Here is a 21,321-nt window from a genome sequence, read left to right on the forward strand (position 1 = left end):
CGAGCCTACATCGATGTAGAACGGTTGGCGAGGGGCATCCCGGCTAGGGCTAGGCTGACCCGGTGACCACGCACTTCGATCTCTTGGTTCTCGGCGCCGGTCCCGGTGGGTACGTCGCCGCCATCCGCGCCGCACAGCTCGGCAGGTCCGTGGCTGTGGTCGAGGAGAAATACTGGGGCGGGGTGTGCCTCAACGTCGGCTGCATCCCGTCGAAGGCACTCCTGCGCAACGCCGAGATCGCGCACATCATCACCCAGGAGAAGAAAACCTTCGGGATCTCCGGTGACGCGACGATGGACTACGGCGCGACCCACAAGCGCAGCCGCGGCGTCGCGGACGCCAGCGCCAAGGGCGTCCACTACCTGATGAAGAAGAACAAGATCACGGAGATCGACGGCCGGGGCACGCTGACCGGCGCGACGTCGATCGACGTGAAGGCCGCCGACGGCGCGACCTCGTCCTACACCTTCGACAACCTGATCATCGCGACCGGCGCGACCGTCCGGCTCGTCCCGGGCGTCCAGCTCAGCGAGAACGTGGTGACGTACGAGGAGCAGATCCTCGACGAGACACTGCCCAGCTCCGTCGTGATCGGTGGCTCCGGCGCGATCGGCGTGGAGTTCGCGTACCTGATGAAGAGCTTCGGCGTCGACGTCACCATCGTCGAGTTCCTCGACCGGATGGTCCCGACCGAGGACGCCGACGTGTCGAAGGAGCTGCTCAAGCAGTACAAGAAGCTGGGCGTCGACGTGATGCTCTCGACGGCGGTGAAGAACGTCGAGGACACCGGCTCCGGGGTGAAGGTGACCGTGGCCCCGGCCGCCGGCGGCGACGAGCAGGTGCTCGAGGCGGACAAGATGCTCGCCGCTTTCGGCTTCGCGCCCCGGATCGAGGGCTACGGCCTGGAAGCCGCCGGCGTCGAGACCACCGAGCGTGGCGCCATCGCGGTGGACGCCCGCGGCCGCACCAACGTCGACGGCGTCTACGCCATCGGTGACGTGACCGGCAAGCTGATGCTCGCCCACACGGCCGAGGCGATGGGTGTGGTGGCCGCCGAGACGATCGCGGACGCCGAGACCATCGAGATCGACTTCGACATGATCCCGCGGGCAACCTTCTGCCAGCCGCAGATCGCCTCCTTCGGCTACAGCGAGGACCAGGCGAAGGAGAAGGGGTACGACGTCAAGGTCGCCACCTTCCCGTTCTCCGCCAACGGCAAGGCCCGCGGCATGGCCGAGACCGCCGGGTTCGTCAAGGTCGTCGCCGACGCGAAGTACAACGAGATCGTCGGCGCCCACCTCATCGGCCCCGAGGTCACCGAGCTGCTGCCCGCGCTCACGCTGGCGCAGAAGTGGGACCTCACCGCCGACGAGGTGGCCCGTAACGTCTTCGCGCACCCGACCCTGTCGGAGGCGATGAAGGAAGCCGTCGAGGGCATCGCCGGCCACATGATCAACCTCTGAGCCGAACGCCGAACGCCGAACGCCGAACGCCGAACGCCGAACGCCGAACGTCGAACGCCCCGCCGGCTCGCGGCGCGGGCCGCCAGCCCGGCGACCGTCGTCGTCGCACTGGTTCGCGCGGGCGGTCGGCCCGGCGACCGTCGTCGTACTGGCTGAAGGCCCGAAGGATATGGCTGCTGAAGTCGTGCCGTTGTACGGGGCTACGGAGGCTGCCGGCCAGCGGGCTGCGTACGGGACAGCCGTACGGCGGTGCCGGTCGGATAGACGCGTGCCGGTGAGACGGACACAATCCGGTCGATGACCGAGGTGCTTGAGCGGATCGACGGGGTGTGCGGTGAGCTGGTGCTGCGCAGGTCGGGCGCGGACTTCGAGGTGATCGCCAACGGGATGTTCCTGATGGACACCCGCAACGGCGAGTCGGAACGGCTGCTCGTCACCGCCGCCGCGGACGCGGTGGCCGGCACGGCCGCCGTGCTGATCGGCGGGCTGGGCGTCGGGTACTCGCTGCGGGCAGCGCTCGACCGCCCCGACGTCGGCGACGTGGTCGTGGTGGAGCGCGAACCGGCGATCATCGAGTGGAGCCGTACCGGACCACTGACGCGCGTGCACGGGGATGCGCTCGCCGACCCGCGTGCCCGGGTGGTGTGCGCCGACGTCCGGGGGTGGCTGCAACGTACCGACGAGCGGTTCGACGTGCTGTGCCTCGATGTGGACAACGGCCCCCGCTGGACCCTGACCGATGACAACCAGAAGCTGTACCGAGCAGACGGGCTGGACCTGCTGTTGAGCAGGTTGCGGCCGGGAGGAGTCCTCGCCGTCTGGGGCGCCGAAGCGGACGAGGCGTTCACCGGGGCGCTCGAGGCGCGAGTCCGCACGGTGACCGTGCTCGACGTCCCCGTGGCTCGAGGTGGACCAGATGTCATCTGGCTTGCCCAGGTGTGACGGGTGCGCCCGCACGGCTGCGGGCGGAGTTCAGAAGTCGAAGAGGTCGCCCAGGAACGAGTCCTTGCGGCGGCGCCTTCGGTTGCCGCGGTAGCCGCCGCCGTAGCCGTAGTCGTCGGGTGAGCCGGCCGACGCTGACGAGCCGTACCGACGCCTGGGCGGGTAGGCGAAACGTGGGTCCTGCCGTGCGGGCTCGGGGTACGGCGCCGCAGCGGGCCGCGCGGCGGGCTGCGGCGGGTACTGCGGCGTCGGTGAGGGAGGCGGTGCCTGCTGGGCGGCGGCCGATCCGAGCTCGTCGAGGCTGCGGTCGATGATCTTGTCGAGCTCGCCGCGGTCGAGCCACACGCCCCGGCAGGTCGGGCAGTAGTCGACCTCGATGCCCTTGCGCTCGGACATCACGAGCGTCGACTGGTCGTTCGGGCACTGCATGGGAAGCCCCTTCTTGAGTTTCCTGGGACGGGTGCGCGACGGTCCGGTGCGTCGGCGCCTCCACCGTAGCCCGGCCGGTACCGCGAGGCGTGCAGGCGCCCGACAAGCCCGACGACGGCGGCCGGCCCCGTTCGTTGCACCGGACCGGTGCAGCACCGCGCCGCCGTGGTGTGAGCCCACCCACCCCTACGTGTGTCGGTGCAGCCCGGTGACGCACAATGGAGGAACGAGTTCCGAGGAGGTTCCCGTGATCCGTCGTTTCGAGAACGACCCCCGACCCGCAGGCCGCGGCCGGTATGCCGCCGTCGGCCTGGCTCTGGCCCTGATGCTCGGTGGGTGCTCCGCCGGCGGGGCCATCGGTGACCAGGCCGACGAGGCCGTCGACCAGGCGGGTACCGCCGTCGAGGACGCGCGAGAGCGGCTGGCCGGCGAGGACACCGAGACCCGCGCGCTCGCCGAGGACGCGATCGGGGCGGCGAACGAGGCCATCGCCGCCGCCGAGGAAGCCGCCGGCAGCGAAGAGGCGGAGGCCGAGCGCGAGCGCGCGCTGGCCGCCCTCGAGGAGGCGAAGGAACGACTTGCCGCCGCCATCGAGGCCGCCGACGGCCCCGTACGGGACTCCCTCGACAAGCTCGCCGAGCAGATCGACAGGCTCGCCGACCGGCTCGGCGCCGAAGGCTGACCAACACCCGCGGGAAGAACCGGAGATAAGTCATGGCACTGCCGCACGACGACAACCCCAAGTTCGCTGCCTACGCCCACCCCGAACGGCTCGTCAGCACCGCCTGGCTCGCCGACCACCTGGGCGAGGACGGAATGGTCGTCGTCGAGAGCGACGAGGACGTGCTCCTGTACGAGACGGGACACATCCCCGGTGCCGTCAAGGTCGACTGGCACACCGAGCTCAACGACCCCGTCACCCGCGACTACGTCGACGCCGAGAGCTTCGCGCGCCTGATGTCCGCGAAGGGCATCGGCCGCGACACCACGGTCGTGATCTACGGCGACAAGAACAACTGGTGGGCCGCCTACGCCCTCTGGGTCTTCACCCTGTTCGGCCACCCGGACGTCCGCCTGCTCGACGGTGGACGCGCGGCCTGGCAGGCCGAGGGCCGCGAGATGACCACGGAGGTTCCGACGCCGGCCGTGGCGAGCTACCCGGTCGTCGAGCGGAACGACGCCCGGGTCCGCGCCTTCAAGGACGAGGTCCGCGAGTTCCTCGGCGGTCAGCTCGTCGACGTCCGCTCGCTCCCGGAGTACACCGGTGAGCGCACCCACATGCCCGACTACCCGCAGGAGGCCAGCCTGCGCGGCGGCCACATCCCCGGCGCACGGTCCGTGCCCTGGGCGCGGTCCGCGAACGAGGACGGCACCTTCAAGGACCGGGCCGAGCTCGAGGCGATCTACCTCTCCGAGCAGGGGCTGCAGCCGACCGAGCCGGTGATCGCCTACTGCCGCATCGGTGAACGGTCCAGCCACACGTGGTTCGTGCTCCAGCACCTGCTCGGGTTCGGCGACGTGAAGAACTACGACGGTTCCTGGACGGAGTGGGGCAACGCCGTGCGCGTGCCGATCGCGGTCGGAGAGGAGCCGGGGGAGGTTCCGAACCGATGAGCACAACGACGGACGACGCCCTGCCCGAGGCGTTCGCCGCCATCGTCGACGACTTCAACGCCGTCCCGGAGCCCGAGCGCCTCCAGATGCTCCTCGACTTCAGCCGAGGTCTTCCGCCGCTGCCGGAGCGGTACGCCCAGCACCCGGAACTGCTCGAGCCGGTACCCGAGTGCCAGTCGCCGATCTTCCTGGTCGCCGAGGTCGAGGGCACGGGCAAGGACGCACCCGTGCACCTGTTCTTCTCCGCCCCGGCGGAGTCCCCGACCACCACGGGATTCGCCGGAATCCTTCAGGAGGGACTGGACGGGCTGACCGCGGCCCAGGTCCTCGCGGTGCCGGCCGACGTCTCCGAGCGCCTCGGGCTCTCGCGAGCGGTCAGCCCGCTCCGGCTGCGCGGCATGGCCGGGATGCTGGGGCGCATCAAGCGGCAGGTTCAGGAGAAGTCCGCGGTCTGAGCGGGCCGCCCTTCGCGGCATCGGCCGCGAGGGCTACTCGAAACACCCGAGGGCTACTGTGGCAACGGTAGCCCTCGGTGCTAGCTGTAGCCCTCGCGACCGCGGCCCGCTCACTGCTTCAGCGCCCGCCGTCGCGGGAAGCCGAAGCGGTCCAGGTCCTCGGCCGCGACCACCCGGGTGCCGCCCGTCTGCGCGCGAGCGTCAGCCTGTGCCTGTGCCTGCGACACGAGCGGCGTGACGTCTTGGTACCGCGAGGAGAAGTGCGTCAGCACGAGCAGGCCCGCGCCGGCGTCGCCCGCGATCGCACCCGCCTGCCCGGCGGTCAGGTGCGAGTACTCGGCGGCCAGACCTGCGTCGTCGTCCGCGAAGGTGCACTCCGTGACGAGCATGTCGGCGCCCTCGGCGAGCTCGTCGGCACCCTCGCAGACAGCCGTGTCCATGACGAACGCGAAGCGCTGGCCCGGCCGCGGGACGCTGACGTCCTCCAGCCGCACACCGTCCACCTCGCCCTCGCGCTGCAGCCGGCCCACCGCCGGCCCGCTGAGACCGGCGGCGGCCAGCCGCTCCGGGACGAGCGATCGCCCCGCCGGTTCGCGCAGCCGATAGCCGTAGGTCTCCACCCGGTGCCGCAACGGCACGACGTCCAGTCCTTCGGCCACCTCACCCGCGGCGCCGTGCGGGCACAGCCGGAGGTCGACCGACCTGCCGGCGACGGCGACCAGGGCCCGCACGGTCTCCTCGCCCGAGGCGGGGTAGTGCAGGTGCACCGGTTGCTCGACGCCGTCCACGGCCATCCGCGACAGCACCCCGGGTAGGCCGAAGCAGTGGTCGCCGTGGACATGGGTCAGGCAGATCCGGCTGATCTGGGACGTCGCCACACCGGCGTGGATCATCTGCCGCTGCGTGCCCTCCCCGGGGTCGAGCAGCAGGCCCTCGCCGTCCCACCGAAGGAGGTAGCCGTTGTGGTTCCGGGTTCGGGTCGGCACCTGGGAGGACGTGCCGAGAACCACGAGCTCGCGCATGCCCGAGAGTGTGCCGACTCGCCCTCCGTGATGCGAGGCCCGTGGCGGTGCGGTGCACTGGAAGGGCGACCGGAAAGGAGGAGGCCGATGGCGGCACACGCGGGGGAGAAGGCCCAGAAGACCGGCGACTTCTACTGTGCCAAGTGTGACGAGAAGGTTCACGTCACGCAGGGCGACACGATCCCGGAGTGCCCGAACGGGCACAGCGAGTTCGAGACCAGGCGGGGCGAGCCGAGCTGAGCGCGCGGCACGGGGTTCACAAGCGGCGGCGCACGGCGACCGCCGTGGCTGGGCCCGGTTCATCGCCGTGTCGCCAGAGTCTGGTACACAGGCGAACGTGACTGCTGAGCCATCTGTCCCGGACGGCGCCGACGGCGGCGTCGTCCGGATCCTGCACCTGTCCGACACCCACTTCCTCACCGTCGGGCGGCACAACGGTGTCGTGGACACGATCGCCGCAACCGAACGTGTGCTGGACGCGTGCGAGCAGCTCGCGCCCCCGCACCTGGTCGTGGTCTCCGGCGACGTCTCCGACGACGGGTCACCCGACTCGTACGAGCTCGCCAGATCGGTCGTCGGCTCTTGGGGGAAGGAGGCGGGCGCGCCGGTCGTCTTCTCGATGGGCAACCACGACGCGCGCGGCCCGTTCCGCTCGGTGCTGGGCACCGGCCACCTCGACGTCGACGGCGGTCTCCCGCCGGTTCCGGACCCCGCACCGGGCGTGCCGGTCGATGCCCTCTCCTGGGTCGGCGGCCTGCGCGTCGTCACGCTGGACACCTCCGTCCCGGGCGCCGGCCGGGGCGAGCTCGACGGTGCGCAGCTGAGCTGGCTGGCCGGCGTGCTGGCCGAACCGGCGCCGGACGGCACCGTGCTGGTGCTGCACCATCCGCCGCTGCGGCCGGCGACAAGGCTGCACGAGGCGTTGCGGCTCCGGCGCCCGCAGGAACTGGCAGAGGTGGTCGGCGGCACCGACGTGCGGGTGATGCTGTCCGGGCACTACCACCACGCGATGACCGGAGTCGTGGCAGGCGTTCCCGCCGTCGTCACGCCCGGGGTGGCGAACCGGACGGAGACGCTCGTGCGGTACGGGACGGAGCGCTCCGTCCGAGGCAGCGCCGCGACGCTCGTCGAGCTCGGGCCGGGCAGCGATCTCACGGTGACGCCGCAGGTGGTCAGTCACCCCCAGGACGGCGACCCGGTGGTCCACCTGGACGCGTACGCCGTCGACGCGTTCGTCCGGGCGGAGTCTTCCTCGCCCGCCGACTGAGCCGCGGCGGCGTCTCTGCCCGGGGCGGCAGCTCAGAGGTCGCTGACGTCCACGGCCTCGGCGGCCTCGAGCCACGGGAGCGGGTCGACCGTCTCGCTGCGGGTGCCCGGATGGATCTCGAGGTGCAGGTGCGGGCCGGTGGAGTAACCGTTGTTCCCCACTTCGGCGATCACCTGGCCGGCGTCGACCTTCTGACCGGTCTTGACGTGGATACCGTCCGAGTACATGTGGTTGTACCAGCTTTCGACGGTCTCGCCGTCGATCTCGTGCTCGACGATGATGAGCATGCTGGACCGGCCGTCGATGCCCTCGCCGACATGGGTGACGACGCCGTCGGCGATCGAGTGGATCGGGGTGCCGAGGGGTGCCGAGAAGTCGGTGCCGGTGTGCATGCCGGCGCCGCCCCCGATCGGGTTGCTCCGGGGTCCGTAGTCGGAGGTGTGCCGGAAGGTGCCGGCCGCGAGCGGCATGGCCACCTGCGCGGGGTCGGTGACGGCCGCCGCGGCGCCGTCGGCGCCCTCTGCGGACTCGTCGGGCAGCGCCTCGCGAGCATCGGCGCGCGAGGCCGCCTGCAGCTGGGCGCGGCCGTGTGAGGTGGGATCGGCTGCCAGGGCATCCGGGGTCCGGACCGAGGCGTCTGCGGCGTCGAGAACACCGAGCACGCTCGGCACGATGGCCACCCGAGGGGCGGCACCGGCGGGCTCCGTCGTGATCACGGCGGTGCCACACGTCATCGCGGCGAGCGTCACGATCACCGCGACCTTTGCGGCAAGTCGGCGACGGGTCGCCGGGAGGGGTTCGGCGCGGTGTGAGCGTCGGGGCGTCTTCGTGTCGCGGCGGGCGGTCATGTCACACTTCCAGGGGTCGGCACCACCACACGCTCCCGGAAGCATGGTTGTGCCCACGGAGCAGGAGCGGGGATTGCGTCGCGAGGATAGACAGGTGCCCCGGCCGCAGGCCATGAAGTGGGTCACGACGTGCGTGGTCTCACAACTTGGGCGGGTCCTACCTGGCTCGCCGTCTCGGGCTACGGGCCGGTGGAGTAGCCGTTGCTGCCGGCGGCCGCGACGACCTTCACCCGCCTCCATCGCGGCGCGCACGGTCCGGCGGGGTCACCACTCCGGTGCTCATCAGCCCGGTTCGCCCCGGCGCTTGCGTCGGAGGACGACGAGGAGGTCGACGGCGGCCGTCACGGCCATCACCGCCGGCAGGATGATCCAGACGAGTGGTGCGTCCTCCGTGGCCGCCCACACGGCGAGCAGGATCCCGGCGATGAGTCCGATGTCGGCGAGGATCAGCCGCAGCGTCAGCGCGCTGCGCGCGGGAGGTGCGCCGCCGATACCGGCCGTGGGGTCGTGGTGGTCCGGCAGGCCGTGCCGGTAGCGCTCCCGATCGTGGCCCGACTGCCGGTCGTGCTGACCATCCCGACCGGATCTCTCGTCCTGCTCGCCGGTCATGTCACCGACGCTACCCACACGCGTACGGCCCCGCAGGACGAACGGGAGCGGCGACACGGGCGCTTGCGGATGCGGCACCTGGTGTGCGCTGTGACGGCGCCACGCAGCGTCACCGCCACGAGGCCCGGGCCCCCGAGCCTCGGGGATCTACGCGAGGCAGTCGGTCTGCTCCGGTCCCGACCCGTGCGCGGTAACGGCCGTATCGCCCGAACCGGCGAGCCGGCACGCTGCGGCGTGCGCTTCGTGGTGCCCTACCGCGCCGGCTCATCGGCCCTGCGGAGGAGCAATGCCGGAGACCGACCCAGCGCTGGCTCGCGAGGCTCCTGGACGCGGCGGCCGAGCTTCAAGCCGGTTATGCCGGCCCCCCGAGCTCTCCCGGCAGGTGGCCGGGTGCTGAGCGCGTCGCGAGAGCTCAGATCGTGAGCTCGGTGAACTCGCGCACGGCCGCGGTGAGCGCACGCTCGGTGGGCAGGCGTTCCATCGACGACGCCCCGTAGAAGCCGTGGACATGCTCCGCGTTGTTGAGCACGTACTGCGTGTCGGCCGGGTCGGCGATGGGGCCGCCGTGCACGAGCACGATCACGTCCGGGCGAACGGCTCGCGCGGCGGCCGAGCACTCGTCCGCGAGCCGGACGCAGTCGTCGAGCGTCTTCGACGTCTCCCCGCCGATCATGCCTCCCGTCGTGAGGCCCATGTGGCAGACGATGACGTCGGCTCCCGCCTCGGTCATCGCCACGGCGTCGTCGACGCTGAAGACGTACGGAGTCGTGAGCAGACCGGCCTCGTGCGCACGTGCGATGGTCTCGACCTCGAGGTCGTAGCCCATGCCCGTCGCCTCCAGGTTCGCCCGGAACTCACCGTCGATGAGGCCTACCGTCGGAAAGTTCTGTACCCCGGAGAATCCCTGCTGGCGCAGGCTCTCGACGAATCGGGTGGGATCGAAGAACGGGTCGGTCCCGTTGACCCCCGCCAGCACCGGCGTGCGCTTCGTGATGGGCAGAACCTCGCGCCCCATCTCGACGACGATGTCGTTCGCGTTCCCGTAGGCGAGGAGTCCGGAGAGCGAACCGCGTCCGGCCATCCGGTAGCGCCCCGAGTTGTAGATGATGATGAGGTCCGCGCCGCCGTCCTCCTCACACTTGGCCGAAAGGCCGGTTCCGGCGCCGGCACCGACGATGGGGCGGCGGTCCTCCACCTTGGCCCGGAGGTGGTCGAGGATCTCGGAGCGGGGAACGAATGGCATGTTTGTCCTCTTCTGGCGTCAGGAGTCAGCTGGCTGGTTGGTTGGTGATGGCTGCATGGAGCCGATCGACGATCGCCTCGGCGAACGTGGGATCGTTGATGTCGGTGTCGAGCTCGACGAGGGCGGCGTCCGAGCCCTCGAGACCCGAGCGGACGGCGGTGAAGAGAGCGTCATCCGCGTGCGGGTCGAAGAAGGGCCCGCCTGCGCCCGCTATGGCGGAGATCCCACGCAGCGGCAGCACGACCGTCACCGGTCCGCTCGCCGTGGACGCCTTGCGGGCGAGCTCCGCGCCCAGTCCCGCGCACTCGTCCGGCGTGGTTCTCATCAGGGTGACGCTGGCGTTGTGCTCGTACAGGTTGCGATCGGTGAACTGCGGGGGCACCGAGTCGCGCGGTCCGAAGTTCACCATGTCCAGCGCACCGACGGAGATCACCTGCGGAGTGCCTGTCGTGGCTGCGGCGGTGAGTCTGTCCGGCCCGGCGTCGAAGACGCCGCCCACGAGGTGGTCCGCCAGCTCGGTGGTCGTGACGTCGAGCACGCCCGCGAAGAAGCCCTGGGATATGAGCGACTCCATCGCCCTGCCGCCCGAGCCGGTCATGTGGAAGACGATGACCTCGTACCCGAGAGCCTCGAGCCGCTCCCGTGCCTGGGTGACGCACGCCGTCGTCACGCCGAACATGCTGGCGGCCACCATCGGGCGATCGCCCTGCTCCGGGAGCGGGGGCGCCGACACCATGCCGATGAGCGCCGCCGCCGCGTTCGCCAGCACACGCGTGGAGATGCGGTTGAGGCCCGAGATGTCGACGACGCTGGGAGCGAGGATGAGGTCGGTCTCGGACACGTACGGCTCGGTGTTGCCAGAGGCGGCGGTCGAGACGATGAGCTTGGGAAAGCCGAGCGGCAGCTGACGAAACGCGGCCGCCGCGAGGGAGGTCCCACCCGTTCCCCCCAGTGCGAGGGCGCCCTGGATGCGGCCTTCCTGGTGCAGCTCCCGGACGATGGCGGCAGCACCGCGCTGCATGACTGCGAGGGCGGCGCCACGGTCGCCCCCGGTCACGAGCTTCTCGAGGTCGCCACCGCCCGCGTCCGCGACACGATTCCGGTCGATATCGGGGCGAAAGCCTGGCTCGCCGAGAACTCCGGCATCGACGGTGACCGTCCCGATTCCGGTTTTCTGCAGGATTTCGCGCACAAATGCGTACTCGGTGGATTTGGTGTCGAGCGTTCCGAGCAGCACGACTGTGGGTTGCATCGAGAATACTTCCTGGGCGGGGCTAGACCCGAACCCTGTTGCGATGCGCACACTATGGCCATGACTGTGGAGCGATCGAGTGCCAATTCGTTCAGATTGGCTTCGATCGGCCCCAACCGGCTCGTCCGCCTCCTGGGTGACTGGCGGCGCGGTGAGGGTGCGCTGCACGACGAGCTTGCCAACCAGCTGCGGGACCTGATCCGCACGAGAGCCATGTCCTCCGGCACGCGGCTCCCGTCGGAGCGTGCATTGAGCACGGCGCTCGGCCTGAGCCGCAACAGCGTGACGAAGGCGCTCGACCTGCTGCGGGGCGATGGTCTGCTGTCCAGCAGAAGGGGTGACGGCACCTACGTCACGGCCTCGAGCCAGCCCCGGACGATGCGCGGCGAGCACCGGCTGCGCTCGTTCATGCCCGACGAGGGACCCGATCGGATCGACCTTCGAAGCGCTGCGCTGCCGGGCCTGCCGATGGTGGCGGACCAGCTCAACATGCTGGACGGTTCGCGAACACGCGAGCTCGTGGCCTCGCACGGCTACCTCCCATCCGGTCTGCCCGAGCTGCGAGCGGCGATCGCCGAGTACTACTCGAACCTCGGCCTGCCGACGGAGCCCGGACACATCCTCGTGACGTCGGGCGCGCAGCAGGCCCTTCGCCTGGCCGCGGAATCGTTCGTCACGCCCCGCTCTACGGTGATCGTCGAGGAGCCCTCGTTCCGCGGCGCGATCGAATCGCTGAAGGCGCTGGGCGTGCGGCTCGTCGGGGTGGCGTCGGGTGCCGACGGCGTCGACGTCGAGGAGCTCGCGCTCGCGATCTCGAGGGAGTCACCCTCGCTCGTCGTCCTGCAGTCCACGGTCCACAATCCGACCGGATCGGTCCTCGACGGCTTCCGGCGCAGCCGTGTCGCGGCCCTCGCGGCTCGGCACGGTGTCCCGGTGATCGACGACGCGACGCTCGCCGACACGATCATCGACGGCGAGCGCCGGCCTATCCCCCTCGGGAGCGGCGGTGACCTCATCGTGACCGTCGGTTCGGTGAGCAAGTCGTTCTGGGGCGGACTGCGGCTCGGATGGCTGCGTGCGAACCCGGACCTGGTGTCCGAGCTCGCCGAGGTCAAGGGCGCGATGGACCTCGGGACCTCGCTCGTCGCCCAGATCCTCGCCAGCCAGCTGCTGCCGGAGATCGAGCGTGCGCGCGACGAGCGCCTGATGATGCTGAGCGAGAACCGCCGGATCGCGCTCGACGCGCTGGCCGAGCACCTGCCGGAGTGGACGCCGCAGATACCCCGGGGCGGTGGGTCCCTGTGGATCCAGCTGCCGAGCGCCGGAGCGACGGCGTTCACGCAGCGGGCGGAGCGCGGCGGCGTCCGCCTCATGCCAGGGTCCACCTTCAGCGTCATGGACCGTCTCGACGACCATGTCCGCCTGTCCTACGCGGGCGCCCCCGAGCTGACAGTGCGCGGCATCGAGCTGCTCGCGCAGGTCTGGGCGGGCTAACGACGGTCCGCTCCCTCGGCCTGATTGTCCAGGCGAGGGCCATCAAGCCGGAATTGGCCCTCTCATCGCGCGGCGTGTTCGGCCACCATGAAGCGGGCGCTGCTCGTGGCCTCGCGACACCGTGGTCCCGACGACACCGCGGTCCAGCGACATCGTGGCCGCCCCGGCCGGGTCGACGACCAGGGGTTGGGGTGCGCGAACGTGCAGGCAGCTGTCCGAGCAGCCGACGACGGAGTTGAAACCACAGGGAGATGGAACCCGCATGAGAACCTGTAAAGGATTACCCGCTCTGCTGGCCGGATCGTGTCTTGCACTGTCCGCGTGCTCCAGCGCCGCACCGGGGGGCGGCACGGGGGGTGACGCCTCGGGAAACGGCGGAGAAGACGGCGTGCTGCGCATCAACTTCGAGCAGCAGCCGCATTTCGAGGCCGTTGTCGAGGAGTTCAGACGCCAGAACCCGGACGTCCAGGTGGAGGTGACGAATTCACCGCTGACATTCGAGAACGGCAGCGTGCAGAGCCACCTACGGTCGGGCGAAGGGGCTGACGTCCTTCTGGTGAACTCGGGCCCGGCGCGGGTCGGCATGCTTTCCGAGGCGGGCCTCGTCGCCAACCTGGACGACACGTTCGCCGAGTACGACATCACCGAGCGCTACTCGGAGGACGTCATCGCGCAGACCACCGCCCCGGACGGCAGCGTCTACGAGGTCGTCGAAGGGCGGGACATCTTCCAGCTCTACTACCACGCGGACGTCCTGGAGGCCGCCGGCGTAAAGCCACCGGAGACGTGGGACGAGCTCGTCGCGTCTTGCAAGCCCCTGGCCGAGAGCGGAGTCACGCCGCTCGTGGTGGGCGCCAGGAACCACTTCGCGGGCGGCTGGCTACTCGGGACGCTCGTCCAGTCCGCGGCGGGCCAGGATGTGATGAGGGACGTCCTGTTCGGGGACGGTGCCTTCACCCAGGAACCGATCGTCGAGGGGGCCGAGAAGGTCACCGAGCTCATCGACAACGGGTGCATCAACGGTGAGGACGCACTCGCGCTCGACCACGACCAGGCCGGGGTCGCTTTCGACGAGAAGGCTGGCGCGATGATGGTGGGGACACAGGCCACCATTCCGGGGCGGGAGGAGGACGGCTACGACACCGGCTCCATCGAGGTCACCCCGATGCCCTCCAACCGCCCGGAGTACGAGCACCCCACGTCCGGCCTCGCCCTCAGCTGGGTGGTCAACGCCGAGACCCAGGTGATGCCCGCAGCACAGAAGTGGCTGGAATGGGTCAGCAGCGAGGAGTACTTGTCGCTCGCCGTCGAGCACAACACCCCATGGGCGCCGGCGCGGCTGGTCGAGGACACCGGTGGTTTCCACCCCGCGATCGCCCAGGCGGTCGAGGCCGTCGAGCGCGGCACGGGCTACAACCCGAGCGTGTACCTGCCGGGGACCAGCGCAGAGGCCTGGTACGCCGCCGTGCAGGGCCTGCTCGCCCAGAACAGCGATGCCGCGACCCTGATGGGCGACATCGAGCAGGAGCTCTCCAGCAACCGCGACGCAGAGTGATCCAGCCCCATGGTCACGTCCACGACGCTCCCGCAACGGTCCGACTCACCCGCGTCCGCACGGCCCGGACGCCGTCGCCCACGTGCGAGGCGCCGGAACGCCGTGCCGATCGCCATCATGCTGCTGCCGTGCTTCGCGCTCCTCGCGGTGTTCGTCCTCGTGCCGCTCGGCCGCGGCATCCAGCTGAGTGTCCACTCGTGGGACGGCGTGTCACCGACGATGGACCCGGTCGGGCTCGGGAACTTCGCCTACGTCTGGACCGACCTGCGCTTCCTCCAGTCTCTGGGTCGCACCCTCGTGTGGTGGGTGATGCACCTGTTCCTAGCGGTGGGCGGAGCCCTCTTCCTGGCGGCGCTGATCAACGAGATTCGCTGGCCGCGGGCCCGAACGACCTTCCGAAGTCTGGCCTTTCTGCCCAACGTCCTGGCACTGTCGGTGGTGGGTGTGATCTGGGGCCAGATCTTCCACCCGAGCATCGGGCTGCTCAACGAAGTCCTGGGCGTCGTCGGGCTCGAGGCGCTCGGCCGGGCCTGGTTGGGCGATCAGGCACTCGCGCTCGGCGCGGTCGGCGTGGCCAGCGCATGGCAGGCATTCGGTTTCTATCTGGTCATCCTGCTGGCCGGGATGCAGACGATCGACGCGACGCTGTATCAGTCGGCCATGCTGGACGGGGCGGGGAGCTGGCAGCGGTTCAGGCACATCACCCTCCCGTCGCTCTACAACACGATGAGCCTGGTTCTCGTGTTGGCGTTCGTCAATGCGCTGAAGGGTTTCGGCACCGTGTGGGCGATGACCGGAGGGGGCCCTTCGAATGCGACGGAGCTGGCAGCGGTCTACGTCTGGCGTCAGGCATTCCAGTCGAATGACGTCGGAACGGCTTCTGCCGCCGGGCTCTCTATCGCCGTCATCGCGATCGTGGTGACGTTCGGGACAACCTGGTGGCGGGACCGCGCCGCGGAAAGGAGATGAGCACATGACTGCCGCAGTTCGGCGCAGCGCAATCATCAGCGCCCTCGTCGCGGTACTCGTAGGGCTGATCCTCGTACCGTTTCTATGGGTCTTGACGAACGCGTTCAAGAACGATTCCGAGATTTTCGGTGAAACACTTTCGTTGCCGGCGTCGTGGACCCTGCAAAATTTCGAGACCGCTTGGACGCAGGGCAAGTTTGCCGCCTACTTCGCCAACAGCGTGGTCGTCGCCATCTCCGCGACCGTGATCACCGTCGTGGTAGCCACGCCCGCGGGCTATGTGTTCGGACGCCTGGCGGGCCGGGGGACGGGCTGGCTCTTCTACGTGCTCCTCGTGACGATCACACTCCCCGTCGAGGCGATCGTCGTCCCCGTGTTCTACCAGATGCGCGCCATCGGCCTGATCGACAGCCTCACCGGCCTGACGCTGGTGATCGTCGCCACCGGGCTGCCCCTGGGCGTCTTCATCATGAGGAACTTCTTCCGGGATCTGCCTGACTCGCTGTCCGAGGCGGCGGCGATCGACGGCGCGTCGACGTGGCGAACGTTCTTCCTCGTGATGGCGCCGCTGGCGAAGCCCGCGATGCTGGCGGTCACGGTGTTCGCATTTTTGGGCGCCTGGAACGAGTATCTGCTGGCTCTGCTCCTGCTGTTCAGCAACGACACGATGACCATCCCGTTGGGGCTGACCCAGTTCCAAGGCCAGTACAGCTCCGACTACGGTGCACTCTTCGGCGGAATTACCTTGGCAATGATACCTTCGATCGTTGTCTATCTGGCGCTGCAGAGAGCATTTACCGAAGGCCTTCTAGCCGGATCGTCGAAATGAGTAGAGCGTGACCGACATAACGTACAGCTTCGAGTATGGAACCACTCTCCGGGCAGGGTTCATCGGTGCGGGTGGTCACTCGTTCCGCAATGTCTATCCGGCGCTGCAGTATGCCCCGATCGACCTCTGCGCGGTGTGTGACACGGATCTCGGCCGTGCCGAGAAGTATGCGAAGCAGTTCGGCGCGGGCCGCGCCTATTCCGATCACCACGAGATGCTCGCCGCAGAGCGCCCCGAAGTCGTATTCATCGTGACCGGGTACCACGAGGACGGTGAGGTCCAGGCGACGGAGCTCGCGGCCGACTGCCTGCGCGCAGGTGCGAACGTATGGATGGAGAAACCGACGGCATCGACGAGCGCGGCGGTGCGGGCGCTCGCCCGCACGAGCGAGGAGGCGGGTCGACTTGTCATGACCGGCCTCAAAAAGATGTTCACGCCGGCGATGCAGAAGGTCAGGGCGATCATCGACTCGGATGAGTTCGGCCCCCTGGCGTCGATATCCGTGCGATACCCGCAGTCGTTGCCGCCGGAGGGTGAGCGGTTCGACGGCCGTGCCATGCGGGGGTTCCTCGACCACATCTACCACCCGGCGGCCGTGCTGACCTATCTGGCCGGTGCGGTCTCACGGATGAGCTATGAATGGGAGCCCGCGAACGAGGGAAGTGTCGCGGCCCTGAAGTTCGAGTCCGGCGCGGTCGGGTCCCTCCACCTGGCCGCGGGCTCGGCATCGACCAGTCCGCTCGAGCGGGTCGAGGTGGTCGGGCGCGGCGGGAACGTGGTGGTGGAGAACGGTGTGCGCGTGACCTACTACCGCTCGGGAGCCAAGCAGACCTACGGACGATCGGCCTCCTACGTCGTACCGGACGAGGTGGCTCCCCTGACGTGGGAGCCGGAGTACTCCCTCGGCCAGCTGTACAACAAGAATCTCTTTTACCTCGGTTACGCGCCCGAGATCCTTCACTTCTGCGAAGCGGTGCGTGGTTCGGCCGACCTGACCCTGGGGACGTTGGACCAGGTGGCCCAGATCATGGCCCTGTATGAGACATACCAGCGACTGCCGGCCGGTGAGGTCGGATCTGTCAGAGAACACCGTTGAGGAGCAGCATGAGCGACGTGACCGACACCCACCCGACCCTGAGCCGACCGGAGAGCTTTGTCGTCCAGGAGCAGCCATGGGGCCGACTCGTCTGGATGGTCTCCGGCGAGATCGGCAACTCCGAGGTGCTGACCGTGGGCCGGTGCTACATCGAGCCCGGCCAGGCAAACCCGCGGCACTATCACCCGAACTGTGACGAGGTGCTGTACGTGCTTCGCGGCACCATCGAGCACACGGTCGGTGACGACGTGTTCGCGATGCGGGCCGGCGACGTCGTCAGCATCCCGCAGGGGAGCCTTCACAACGCGCGCAACGTCGGTGACGACGTGGCCGAGTTCGTCATCACCTTCGACACGGCGGACCGGCAGGCGGTCGGGGAGTAGCCGCCGTCGTCCCGGGACCGCCGGCGCACGGCGGTCCCGGGACGCGAATCATGCGGACAGGCAGTCCCCGACCGCGTCCTCGAGCAGCGGGCCGAGGATCGAGAAGTCGAGGTAGGAGATCGGTGGTGCAGCCCGACCCCCACGCTCGGGCCCGCCGCCGATCGTGGCACGGGAATGGACAAGCGGCTCCGCGTCCAGCCCCGTCATGGCGACGTAGTCGTCGACGACGCCGTCGACGACGTACGCGCACTCCGGCAGACCCATCTCCACGGCGACGACGTACTCGCCGAGGTCGCTCATGGGTAGCCACGCGGTACCGCCCTGGCTGAGCCGGGCATGTGCCGCGTCGCTCCAGTCCTCCTTGTAGCACTCGTGGGCGGAGGCGGTCGTTGCGAGAGCGAGGGAGAACGCGGCCGCGCCGGCGACCGCTCCGATACAGCGTCCGAAGACGCGGGTGGTTCGGGACATCTCTGTCCTTTCGGCAGGTGGCCGAGGGCTCGGCCGGTCACGGTCCCGCGGTCGCGGAACCGATCTCACGCTGCGGGGTTGGCCGAAGGCGTCCGTCGCGGCAGCACGCGGCGGACTCGGCGAAGTGGTCGGACGCTTGCCCGCCCGACGCGGTGCGCAAGGGCCGACAACGGCGTCGGCCCGGCGACCGCACCCCCACGGTCGCTAGGAGAAGTAAAGCGCGCGCAGGCCGCTGTGGCGACGACTTTGACGCTCGATTTCGACGTCTCGTCCGGTGGGCGGCCGTGGCGGCCTCCGGCGCGGTACTCGGCAGGTCAGCCGGCGGCCGCGCCCCGGCCCGCCTGGCGCCCGGAGAACAGACACCCGCCGAGGAAGGTGCCCTCCAGCGAGGCGTACCCGTGCATCCCTCCGCCACCGAAGCCCGCAACCTCCCCGGCGGCGAAGAGTCCCGGCAACGGCTCGCCGTCGGGCCGGAGGACCCGGCCGTCCAGGTCGGTCTCCAGGCCGCCGAGGGTCTTGCGGGTGAGGACGTGGAGCTTGACGGCGATGAGCGGGCCGGCGTCCGGGTCGAGCAGCCGGTGCGGCGGCGCGACGCGGATGAGCTTGTCGCCGAGGTAGGAGCGCGCCCCGCGCAGGGCCGTGATCTGCGGGTCCTTGGAGAATGCGTTGGCCGTCTCGCGGTCCCGCGCCACGACCTCGTGCTCGACCTGAAGCGGGTCGAGGAGCGGCGCGGGGGTCAACGCGTTCATGCCGGTGACGAGCTCGACGAGCGAGTCCGCCACGACGAAGTCCTCGCCGCGCCGCAGGAACGCCTCCACCGGGCCGGGTGCGCCGGCCTTGAGCCGAGCGCCGAGCAGGCGCAGGTCCCGGCCGGTCAGGTCCGGGTTCTGTTCGGAGCCCGAGAGCGCGAACTCCTTCTCCACGATCCGCTGGGTCAGGACGAACCAGCTGTGGTCGTGCCCGGTGGTGCGCAGGTGACCGAGCGTGCCGAGGGTGTCGAAACCGGGGTAGTTCGGCGCGGGGAGTCGGCGGCCGGTGGCGTCCAGCCACAACGACGACGGGCCGGGCAGGATCCGGATGCCGTGACCCGGCCAGACGGGGGAGTGATTCGCGATGCCCTCGGTGTAGTGCCACATGCGGTCGCGGTTGACCAGGCTCGCGCCCGCCCGCTCCGCGACGCCGAGCATGCGGCCGTCCACGTACGCCGGCACCCCGGTGAGCATCTGCTCCGGCGGTGTGCCGAGCCGGTCCGGCCAGAACTGTCGTACCAGGTCGTGGTTGGCGCCGATGCCGCCAGAGGTGACGACGACGGCGCCCGCATGCAGCTCGAACTCGTCGACACGGCCGCGTGACGACGCGACCCCGCGTGCGGCGTCGGACGGTTCGAGGATCGTCCCGGCGACGCCGTCGACCGCACCGTCGGTGATGGTGAGCCGGTCGACACGGTGCCGCATCGCGAGCGTGACCTGCCCCGAGCCGACGGCGGCACGGACCCGCCGCACGAACGGCTCGAGGAGTCCCGGACCGGTGCCCCACACGATGTGGAACCGCGGCACGGAGTTCCCGGGGCCGGTGGCCCCCTGGCCGCCGCGCTCGGCCCAGCCGACGACGGGGAAGAACCGCACCCCGAGACCGTGCAGCCACGCACGCTTCTCCTCCGTGGCGAAGTCGACGTAGGCGCGCGCCCACCGGCGCGGCCAGTGGTCCTCGCGCTCGCGGTCGAAGCCGGCGGTGCCGTCCCAGTCCTGCCAGGCCAGGTCGAAGGAGTCGCGCACCTGCAGGCGTCGCTGCTCGGGCGAGTCGACCAGGAAGAGACCACCGAAGGACCACCAGGCCTGCCCGCCCAGGTTCGCCAGGTTCTCCTGGTCGAGAAGGAGCACCCGCCTGCCGGCGTCGACCAGCTCGGTGGTGGCGACCAGGCCGGCCAGGCCCGCTCCGACGACGATGACGTCGGCGTCATCCGTGGCCATGCGCGCTCCCTCGGGACGTGGCGGAGGAGGCGAACGTACCAGCGGGGGCTGGCGCACGGCGTGGCGGTCGCTGCTCACGCCGATGCGTCCTGCGATAAATGTGCTGTTCTTGTCCTTCCCAGCCACACATAGGGCAAACTTTCGTGACCGGCGACGCTCGACGGCCGAGCCCGGGCGCGGGCGGGCTCAGCCGCCAGTCACGAATGCCTGGATCGCCACTACCGCGGCTCCGCGCGCCCACTCGTCGAAACCGGCGCTGCGCGTCTCGATCGTCACGGGCTCGGCCATCGGGTGCCGAACCTCGCGGATGCCGGCCCGGACGGCGTCGTGCGCGGCGTCGGCCAGGCCCACCTCTTCGCCGCTGAGCACGACGGTCGACGACAGCGAGAAGGAGGCCGCGGTGCCGACCAGGCGACCGAGCGCCCGGCCCGCATCGCCCACGACCCTCCGCGCGACGGCGTCGCCCTCCCGCGCCAGCCGCAGGATCTCGTCCGTACGCAGCCAGCGACCGGTCGCCGTCGCGACGGCGGCACTGAGGGCGTGCGCGGTGAGGACCGCCGCGGCGCAGCCGCTGTGCCCGGCGCCGCATCTCGGGCCACCCGGCGCGACGAGGGCGTGCCCGACCGGGCCGAGGCCGGCGTCACCGGACGTCACGAGCCGGCCGTGGGACACCAGCCCGTAGCCGATGCCGGCCCCGATGGTCAGCACGGTGAAGGTCTCCCGATCGCGCCCGGCACCGAACCAGCGCTCGGCCTCCGTCAGGGCGGTCACGTCGTTCTCGACCACGACCGGCAGCCCCGTCCGCTCCGCCAGGACGTCGGCGAGCTGCACGTCTTCCCACTCCAGGAACGTCGCGTGCTCGACGACGGCTCCGTCGCTGACGAGCCCGCCGACGCTGACGCCGATGCCCGCGAGGTTTCCGACCTCCTCGTCGGCCTCAGCGGCGAGCCGCTGCACCAGCTCCACCACGGAAGGCACGCCGTGGTCCGGGAGCGGCGCTGACGCCTGCCCGACCACTCGCGCCCGCATGGTGGTGACCACGGCGTGCGCCCGGTCGCCGGTGAGCTTGACCCCGAGGAAGTGGTGAGCGTCCTCGACGACGTCCAACGGTTGTTTCGGTCGCCCCATCCCGGCGGGCCGGGGCGAGCTCATGCCCTCCACGAGCAGACCCGAGGACACGAGCGGTTTGGTCAGCCGCGAGAGGCTGGCGTGCGAGAGGTGGACCCGGCGCGCGAGCTCGGAGCGCGACAGCGGGCCATGCAGCAGCACCTCGAGGGCCACCGCTTGGCTCGAGCCCTCGAGGGGCATCCACGGCGAGGCGTGATCGTTCACGACGGCGCCTCCATTTCTTCCGGCAAAAACCAATGCTCACGCATCATGTCCCCCGATACGGGGCTCGCAGCCGTTCGGAGC

At 70.1% G+C, this 21,321-nt stretch carries 22 protein-coding genes; 13 read left to right on the forward strand and 9 right to left on the reverse strand.

The window, feature by feature from the left end; genetic code table 11:
• Positions 1-62: 62 nt before the first annotated feature.
• Together lpdA and ABD907_RS12715 are read left to right on the forward strand one after the other, a co-directional pair.
• Positions 63-1,463, forward strand: a complete 1,401-nt coding sequence (gene lpdA, locus ABD907_RS12710; RefSeq protein ID WP_345216625.1) for a dihydrolipoyl dehydrogenase — start codon at positions 63-65, stop codon at positions 1,461-1,463.
• 297 nt (positions 1,464-1,760) lie between these two features.
• Positions 1,761-2,405 (forward strand): spermine/spermidine synthase domain-containing protein, encoded by a 645-nt coding sequence (locus ABD907_RS12715; protein ID WP_345216626.1) that lies wholly within the window; start codon positions 1,761-1,763, stop codon positions 2,403-2,405.
• Positions 2,406-2,435: 30 nt separating this feature from the next.
• On the opposite strand, the gene ABD907_RS12720 is transcribed toward ABD907_RS12715, so the two are convergent.
• Positions 2,436-2,834: a TFIIB-type zinc ribbon-containing protein gene (locus ABD907_RS12720; protein ID WP_345216627.1), complete on the reverse strand. Its 399-nt coding sequence runs from the start codon at positions 2,832-2,834 to the stop codon at positions 2,436-2,438.
• A 247-nt stretch (positions 2,835-3,081) separates the two neighbouring features.
• On the opposite strand from ABD907_RS12720, the gene ABD907_RS12725 reads away from it, so the two are divergent.
• The 3 genes from ABD907_RS12725 to ABD907_RS12735 are packed head-to-tail and all read left to right on the forward strand — an operon-like array spanning position 3,082 to position 4,903.
• The gene (locus tag ABD907_RS12725; RefSeq protein ID WP_345216628.1) at positions 3,082-3,516 is read left to right on the forward strand and encodes a hypothetical protein; all 435 of its coding nucleotides are present in this window, start codon (positions 3,082-3,084) and stop codon (positions 3,514-3,516) included.
• 32 nt (positions 3,517-3,548) lie between these two features.
• Positions 3,549-4,448: a sulfurtransferase gene (locus tag ABD907_RS12730; RefSeq protein WP_345216629.1), complete on the forward strand. Its 900-nt coding sequence runs from the start codon at positions 3,549-3,551 to the stop codon at positions 4,446-4,448.
• Complete coding sequence (locus ABD907_RS12735; protein WP_345216630.1) at positions 4,445-4,903, forward strand: SufE family protein; 459 nt, start codon at positions 4,445-4,447, stop codon at positions 4,901-4,903. Before ABD907_RS12730 ends, ABD907_RS12735 begins: the two co-directional genes overlap by 4 nt.
• A 110-nt stretch (positions 4,904-5,013) precedes the next feature.
• On the opposite strand, the gene ABD907_RS12740 is transcribed toward ABD907_RS12735, so the two are convergent.
• The gene (locus ABD907_RS12740; protein ID WP_345216631.1) at positions 5,014-5,925 is read right to left on the reverse strand and encodes a ribonuclease Z; all 912 of its coding nucleotides are present in this window, start codon (positions 5,923-5,925) and stop codon (positions 5,014-5,016) included.
• 87 nt (positions 5,926-6,012) lie between these two features.
• Here ABD907_RS12740 and ABD907_RS12745 point away from each other — a divergent pair, with 87 nt between their 5' ends.
• Together ABD907_RS12745 and ABD907_RS12750 are read left to right on the forward strand one after the other, a co-directional pair.
• Positions 6,013-6,165, forward strand: a complete 153-nt coding sequence (locus tag ABD907_RS12745) for a zinc ribbon-containing protein (protein ID WP_345216632.1) — start codon at positions 6,013-6,015, stop codon at positions 6,163-6,165.
• Between the two features lie 97 nt (positions 6,166-6,262).
• The gene (locus ABD907_RS12750) at positions 6,263-7,192 is read left to right on the forward strand and encodes a metallophosphoesterase (protein ID WP_345216633.1); all 930 of its coding nucleotides are present in this window, start codon (positions 6,263-6,265) and stop codon (positions 7,190-7,192) included.
• Between the two features lie 32 nt (positions 7,193-7,224).
• Here the strand turns inward: ABD907_RS12750 and ABD907_RS12755 are convergent, their stop codons facing one another.
• The 4 genes from ABD907_RS12755 to ABD907_RS12770 form a co-directional block, all read right to left on the reverse strand.
• Positions 7,225-7,926: a M23 family metallopeptidase gene (locus ABD907_RS12755; protein WP_345216634.1), complete on the reverse strand. Its 702-nt coding sequence runs from the start codon at positions 7,924-7,926 to the stop codon at positions 7,225-7,227.
• A gap of 396 nt (positions 7,927-8,322) precedes the next feature.
• The gene (locus ABD907_RS12760; protein WP_345216635.1) at positions 8,323-8,649 is read right to left on the reverse strand and encodes a DUF6343 family protein; all 327 of its coding nucleotides are present in this window, start codon (positions 8,647-8,649) and stop codon (positions 8,323-8,325) included.
• Positions 8,650-9,061: 412 nt separating this feature from the next.
• The gene (locus tag ABD907_RS12765; protein ID WP_345216636.1) at positions 9,062-9,892 is read right to left on the reverse strand and encodes a phosphoenolpyruvate hydrolase family protein; all 831 of its coding nucleotides are present in this window, start codon (positions 9,890-9,892) and stop codon (positions 9,062-9,064) included.
• Between the two features lie 25 nt (positions 9,893-9,917).
• Positions 9,918-11,144 carry a Tm-1-like ATP-binding domain-containing protein gene (locus ABD907_RS12770; RefSeq protein ID WP_345216637.1) on the reverse strand — a complete coding sequence of 409 codons (1,227 nt, stop codon included), beginning with the start codon at positions 11,142-11,144 and terminating at the stop codon, positions 9,918-9,920.
• Between the two features lie 60 nt (positions 11,145-11,204).
• Here ABD907_RS12770 and ABD907_RS12775 point away from each other — a divergent pair, with 60 nt between their 5' ends.
• The 6 genes from ABD907_RS12775 (at position 11,205) to ABD907_RS12800 (ending at position 17,470) form a co-directional block, all read left to right on the forward strand.
• Complete coding sequence (locus ABD907_RS12775; protein WP_345216638.1) at positions 11,205-12,638, forward strand: aminotransferase-like domain-containing protein; 1,434 nt, start codon at positions 11,205-11,207, stop codon at positions 12,636-12,638.
• A gap of 388 nt (positions 12,639-13,026) precedes the next feature.
• Positions 13,027-14,193: an ABC transporter substrate-binding protein gene (locus ABD907_RS12780; RefSeq protein ID WP_345216639.1), complete on the forward strand. Its 1,167-nt coding sequence runs from the start codon at positions 13,027-13,029 to the stop codon at positions 14,191-14,193.
• 102 nt (positions 14,194-14,295) lie between these two features.
• On the forward strand, positions 14,296-15,162 hold the full coding sequence (locus ABD907_RS12785) for a carbohydrate ABC transporter permease (RefSeq protein WP_345216640.1): 867 nt from the start codon (positions 14,296-14,298) through the stop codon (positions 15,160-15,162).
• A gap of 4 nt (positions 15,163-15,166) precedes the next feature.
• Positions 15,167-15,991: a carbohydrate ABC transporter permease gene (locus ABD907_RS12790; protein WP_345216641.1), complete on the forward strand. Its 825-nt coding sequence runs from the start codon at positions 15,167-15,169 to the stop codon at positions 15,989-15,991.
• 7 nt (positions 15,992-15,998) lie between these two features.
• The gene (locus ABD907_RS12795; RefSeq protein WP_345216642.1) at positions 15,999-17,087 is read left to right on the forward strand and encodes a Gfo/Idh/MocA family oxidoreductase; all 1,089 of its coding nucleotides are present in this window, start codon (positions 15,999-16,001) and stop codon (positions 17,085-17,087) included.
• A gap of 8 nt (positions 17,088-17,095) precedes the next feature.
• Complete coding sequence (locus ABD907_RS12800) at positions 17,096-17,470, forward strand: cupin domain-containing protein (RefSeq protein ID WP_345216643.1); 375 nt, start codon at positions 17,096-17,098, stop codon at positions 17,468-17,470.
• Between the two features lie 48 nt (positions 17,471-17,518).
• Here the strand turns inward: ABD907_RS12800 and ABD907_RS12805 are convergent, their stop codons facing one another.
• From ABD907_RS12805 to ABD907_RS12815, 3 genes are all read right to left on the reverse strand, one after another.
• Positions 17,519-17,938, reverse strand: coding sequence for a hypothetical protein (locus ABD907_RS12805; protein WP_345216644.1), 420 nt, complete (start codon positions 17,936-17,938; stop codon positions 17,519-17,521).
• A 314-nt stretch (positions 17,939-18,252) separates the two neighbouring features.
• Positions 18,253-19,908, reverse strand: coding sequence for an FAD-binding dehydrogenase (locus ABD907_RS12810; RefSeq protein ID WP_345216645.1), 1,656 nt, complete (start codon positions 19,906-19,908; stop codon positions 18,253-18,255).
• A gap of 186 nt (positions 19,909-20,094) precedes the next feature.
• On the reverse strand, positions 20,095-21,240 hold the full coding sequence (locus ABD907_RS12815) for an ROK family protein (protein ID WP_345216646.1): 1,146 nt from the start codon (positions 21,238-21,240) through the stop codon (positions 20,095-20,097).
• Positions 21,241-21,321 lie beyond the last annotated feature (81 nt).

It is taken from the genome of Georgenia halophila, from assembly GCF_039541595.1.

What these genes read in the sequence shown, in the direction of transcription:
- ABD907_RS12715 (WP_345216626.1), top strand. Translation starts at nt 1,761, where the DNA reads ATGACCGAGGTGCTTGAGCGGATCGACGGGGTGTGCGGTGAGCTGGTG.
- ABD907_RS12720 (WP_345216627.1), bottom strand. Translation starts at nt 2,834, where the DNA reads ATGCAGTGCCCGAACGACCAGTCGACGCTCGTGATGTCCGAGCGCAAG.
- ABD907_RS12730 (WP_345216629.1), top strand. Translation starts at nt 3,549, where the DNA reads ATGGCACTGCCGCACGACGACAACCCCAAGTTCGCTGCCTACGCCCAC.
- ABD907_RS12735 (WP_345216630.1), top strand. Translation starts at nt 4,445, where the DNA reads ATGAGCACAACGACGGACGACGCCCTGCCCGAGGCGTTCGCCGCCATC.
- ABD907_RS12740 (WP_345216631.1), bottom strand. Translation starts at nt 5,925, where the DNA reads ATGCGCGAGCTCGTGGTTCTCGGCACGTCCTCCCAGGTGCCGACCCGA.
- ABD907_RS12745 (WP_345216632.1), top strand. Translation starts at nt 6,013, where the DNA reads ATGGCGGCACACGCGGGGGAGAAGGCCCAGAAGACCGGCGACTTCTAC.
- ABD907_RS12755 (WP_345216634.1), bottom strand. Translation starts at nt 7,926, where the DNA reads ATGACGTGTGGCACCGCCGTGATCACGACGGAGCCCGCCGGTGCCGCC.
- ABD907_RS12760 (WP_345216635.1), bottom strand. Translation starts at nt 8,649, where the DNA reads ATGACCGGCGAGCAGGACGAGAGATCCGGTCGGGATGGTCAGCACGAC.
- ABD907_RS12765 (WP_345216636.1), bottom strand. Translation starts at nt 9,892, where the DNA reads ATGCCATTCGTTCCCCGCTCCGAGATCCTCGACCACCTCCGGGCCAAG.
- ABD907_RS12770 (WP_345216637.1), bottom strand. Translation starts at nt 11,144, where the DNA reads ATGCAACCCACAGTCGTGCTGCTCGGAACGCTCGACACCAAATCCACC.
- ABD907_RS12775 (WP_345216638.1), top strand. Translation starts at nt 11,205, where the DNA reads ATGACTGTGGAGCGATCGAGTGCCAATTCGTTCAGATTGGCTTCGATC.
- ABD907_RS12790 (WP_345216641.1), top strand. Translation starts at nt 15,167, where the DNA reads ATGACTGCCGCAGTTCGGCGCAGCGCAATCATCAGCGCCCTCGTCGCG.
- ABD907_RS12800 (WP_345216643.1), top strand. Translation starts at nt 17,096, where the DNA reads ATGAGCGACGTGACCGACACCCACCCGACCCTGAGCCGACCGGAGAGC.
- ABD907_RS12805 (WP_345216644.1), bottom strand. Translation starts at nt 17,938, where the DNA reads ATGTCCCGAACCACCCGCGTCTTCGGACGCTGTATCGGAGCGGTCGCC.
- ABD907_RS12810 (WP_345216645.1), bottom strand. Translation starts at nt 19,908, where the DNA reads ATGGCCACGGATGACGCCGACGTCATCGTCGTCGGAGCGGGCCTGGCC.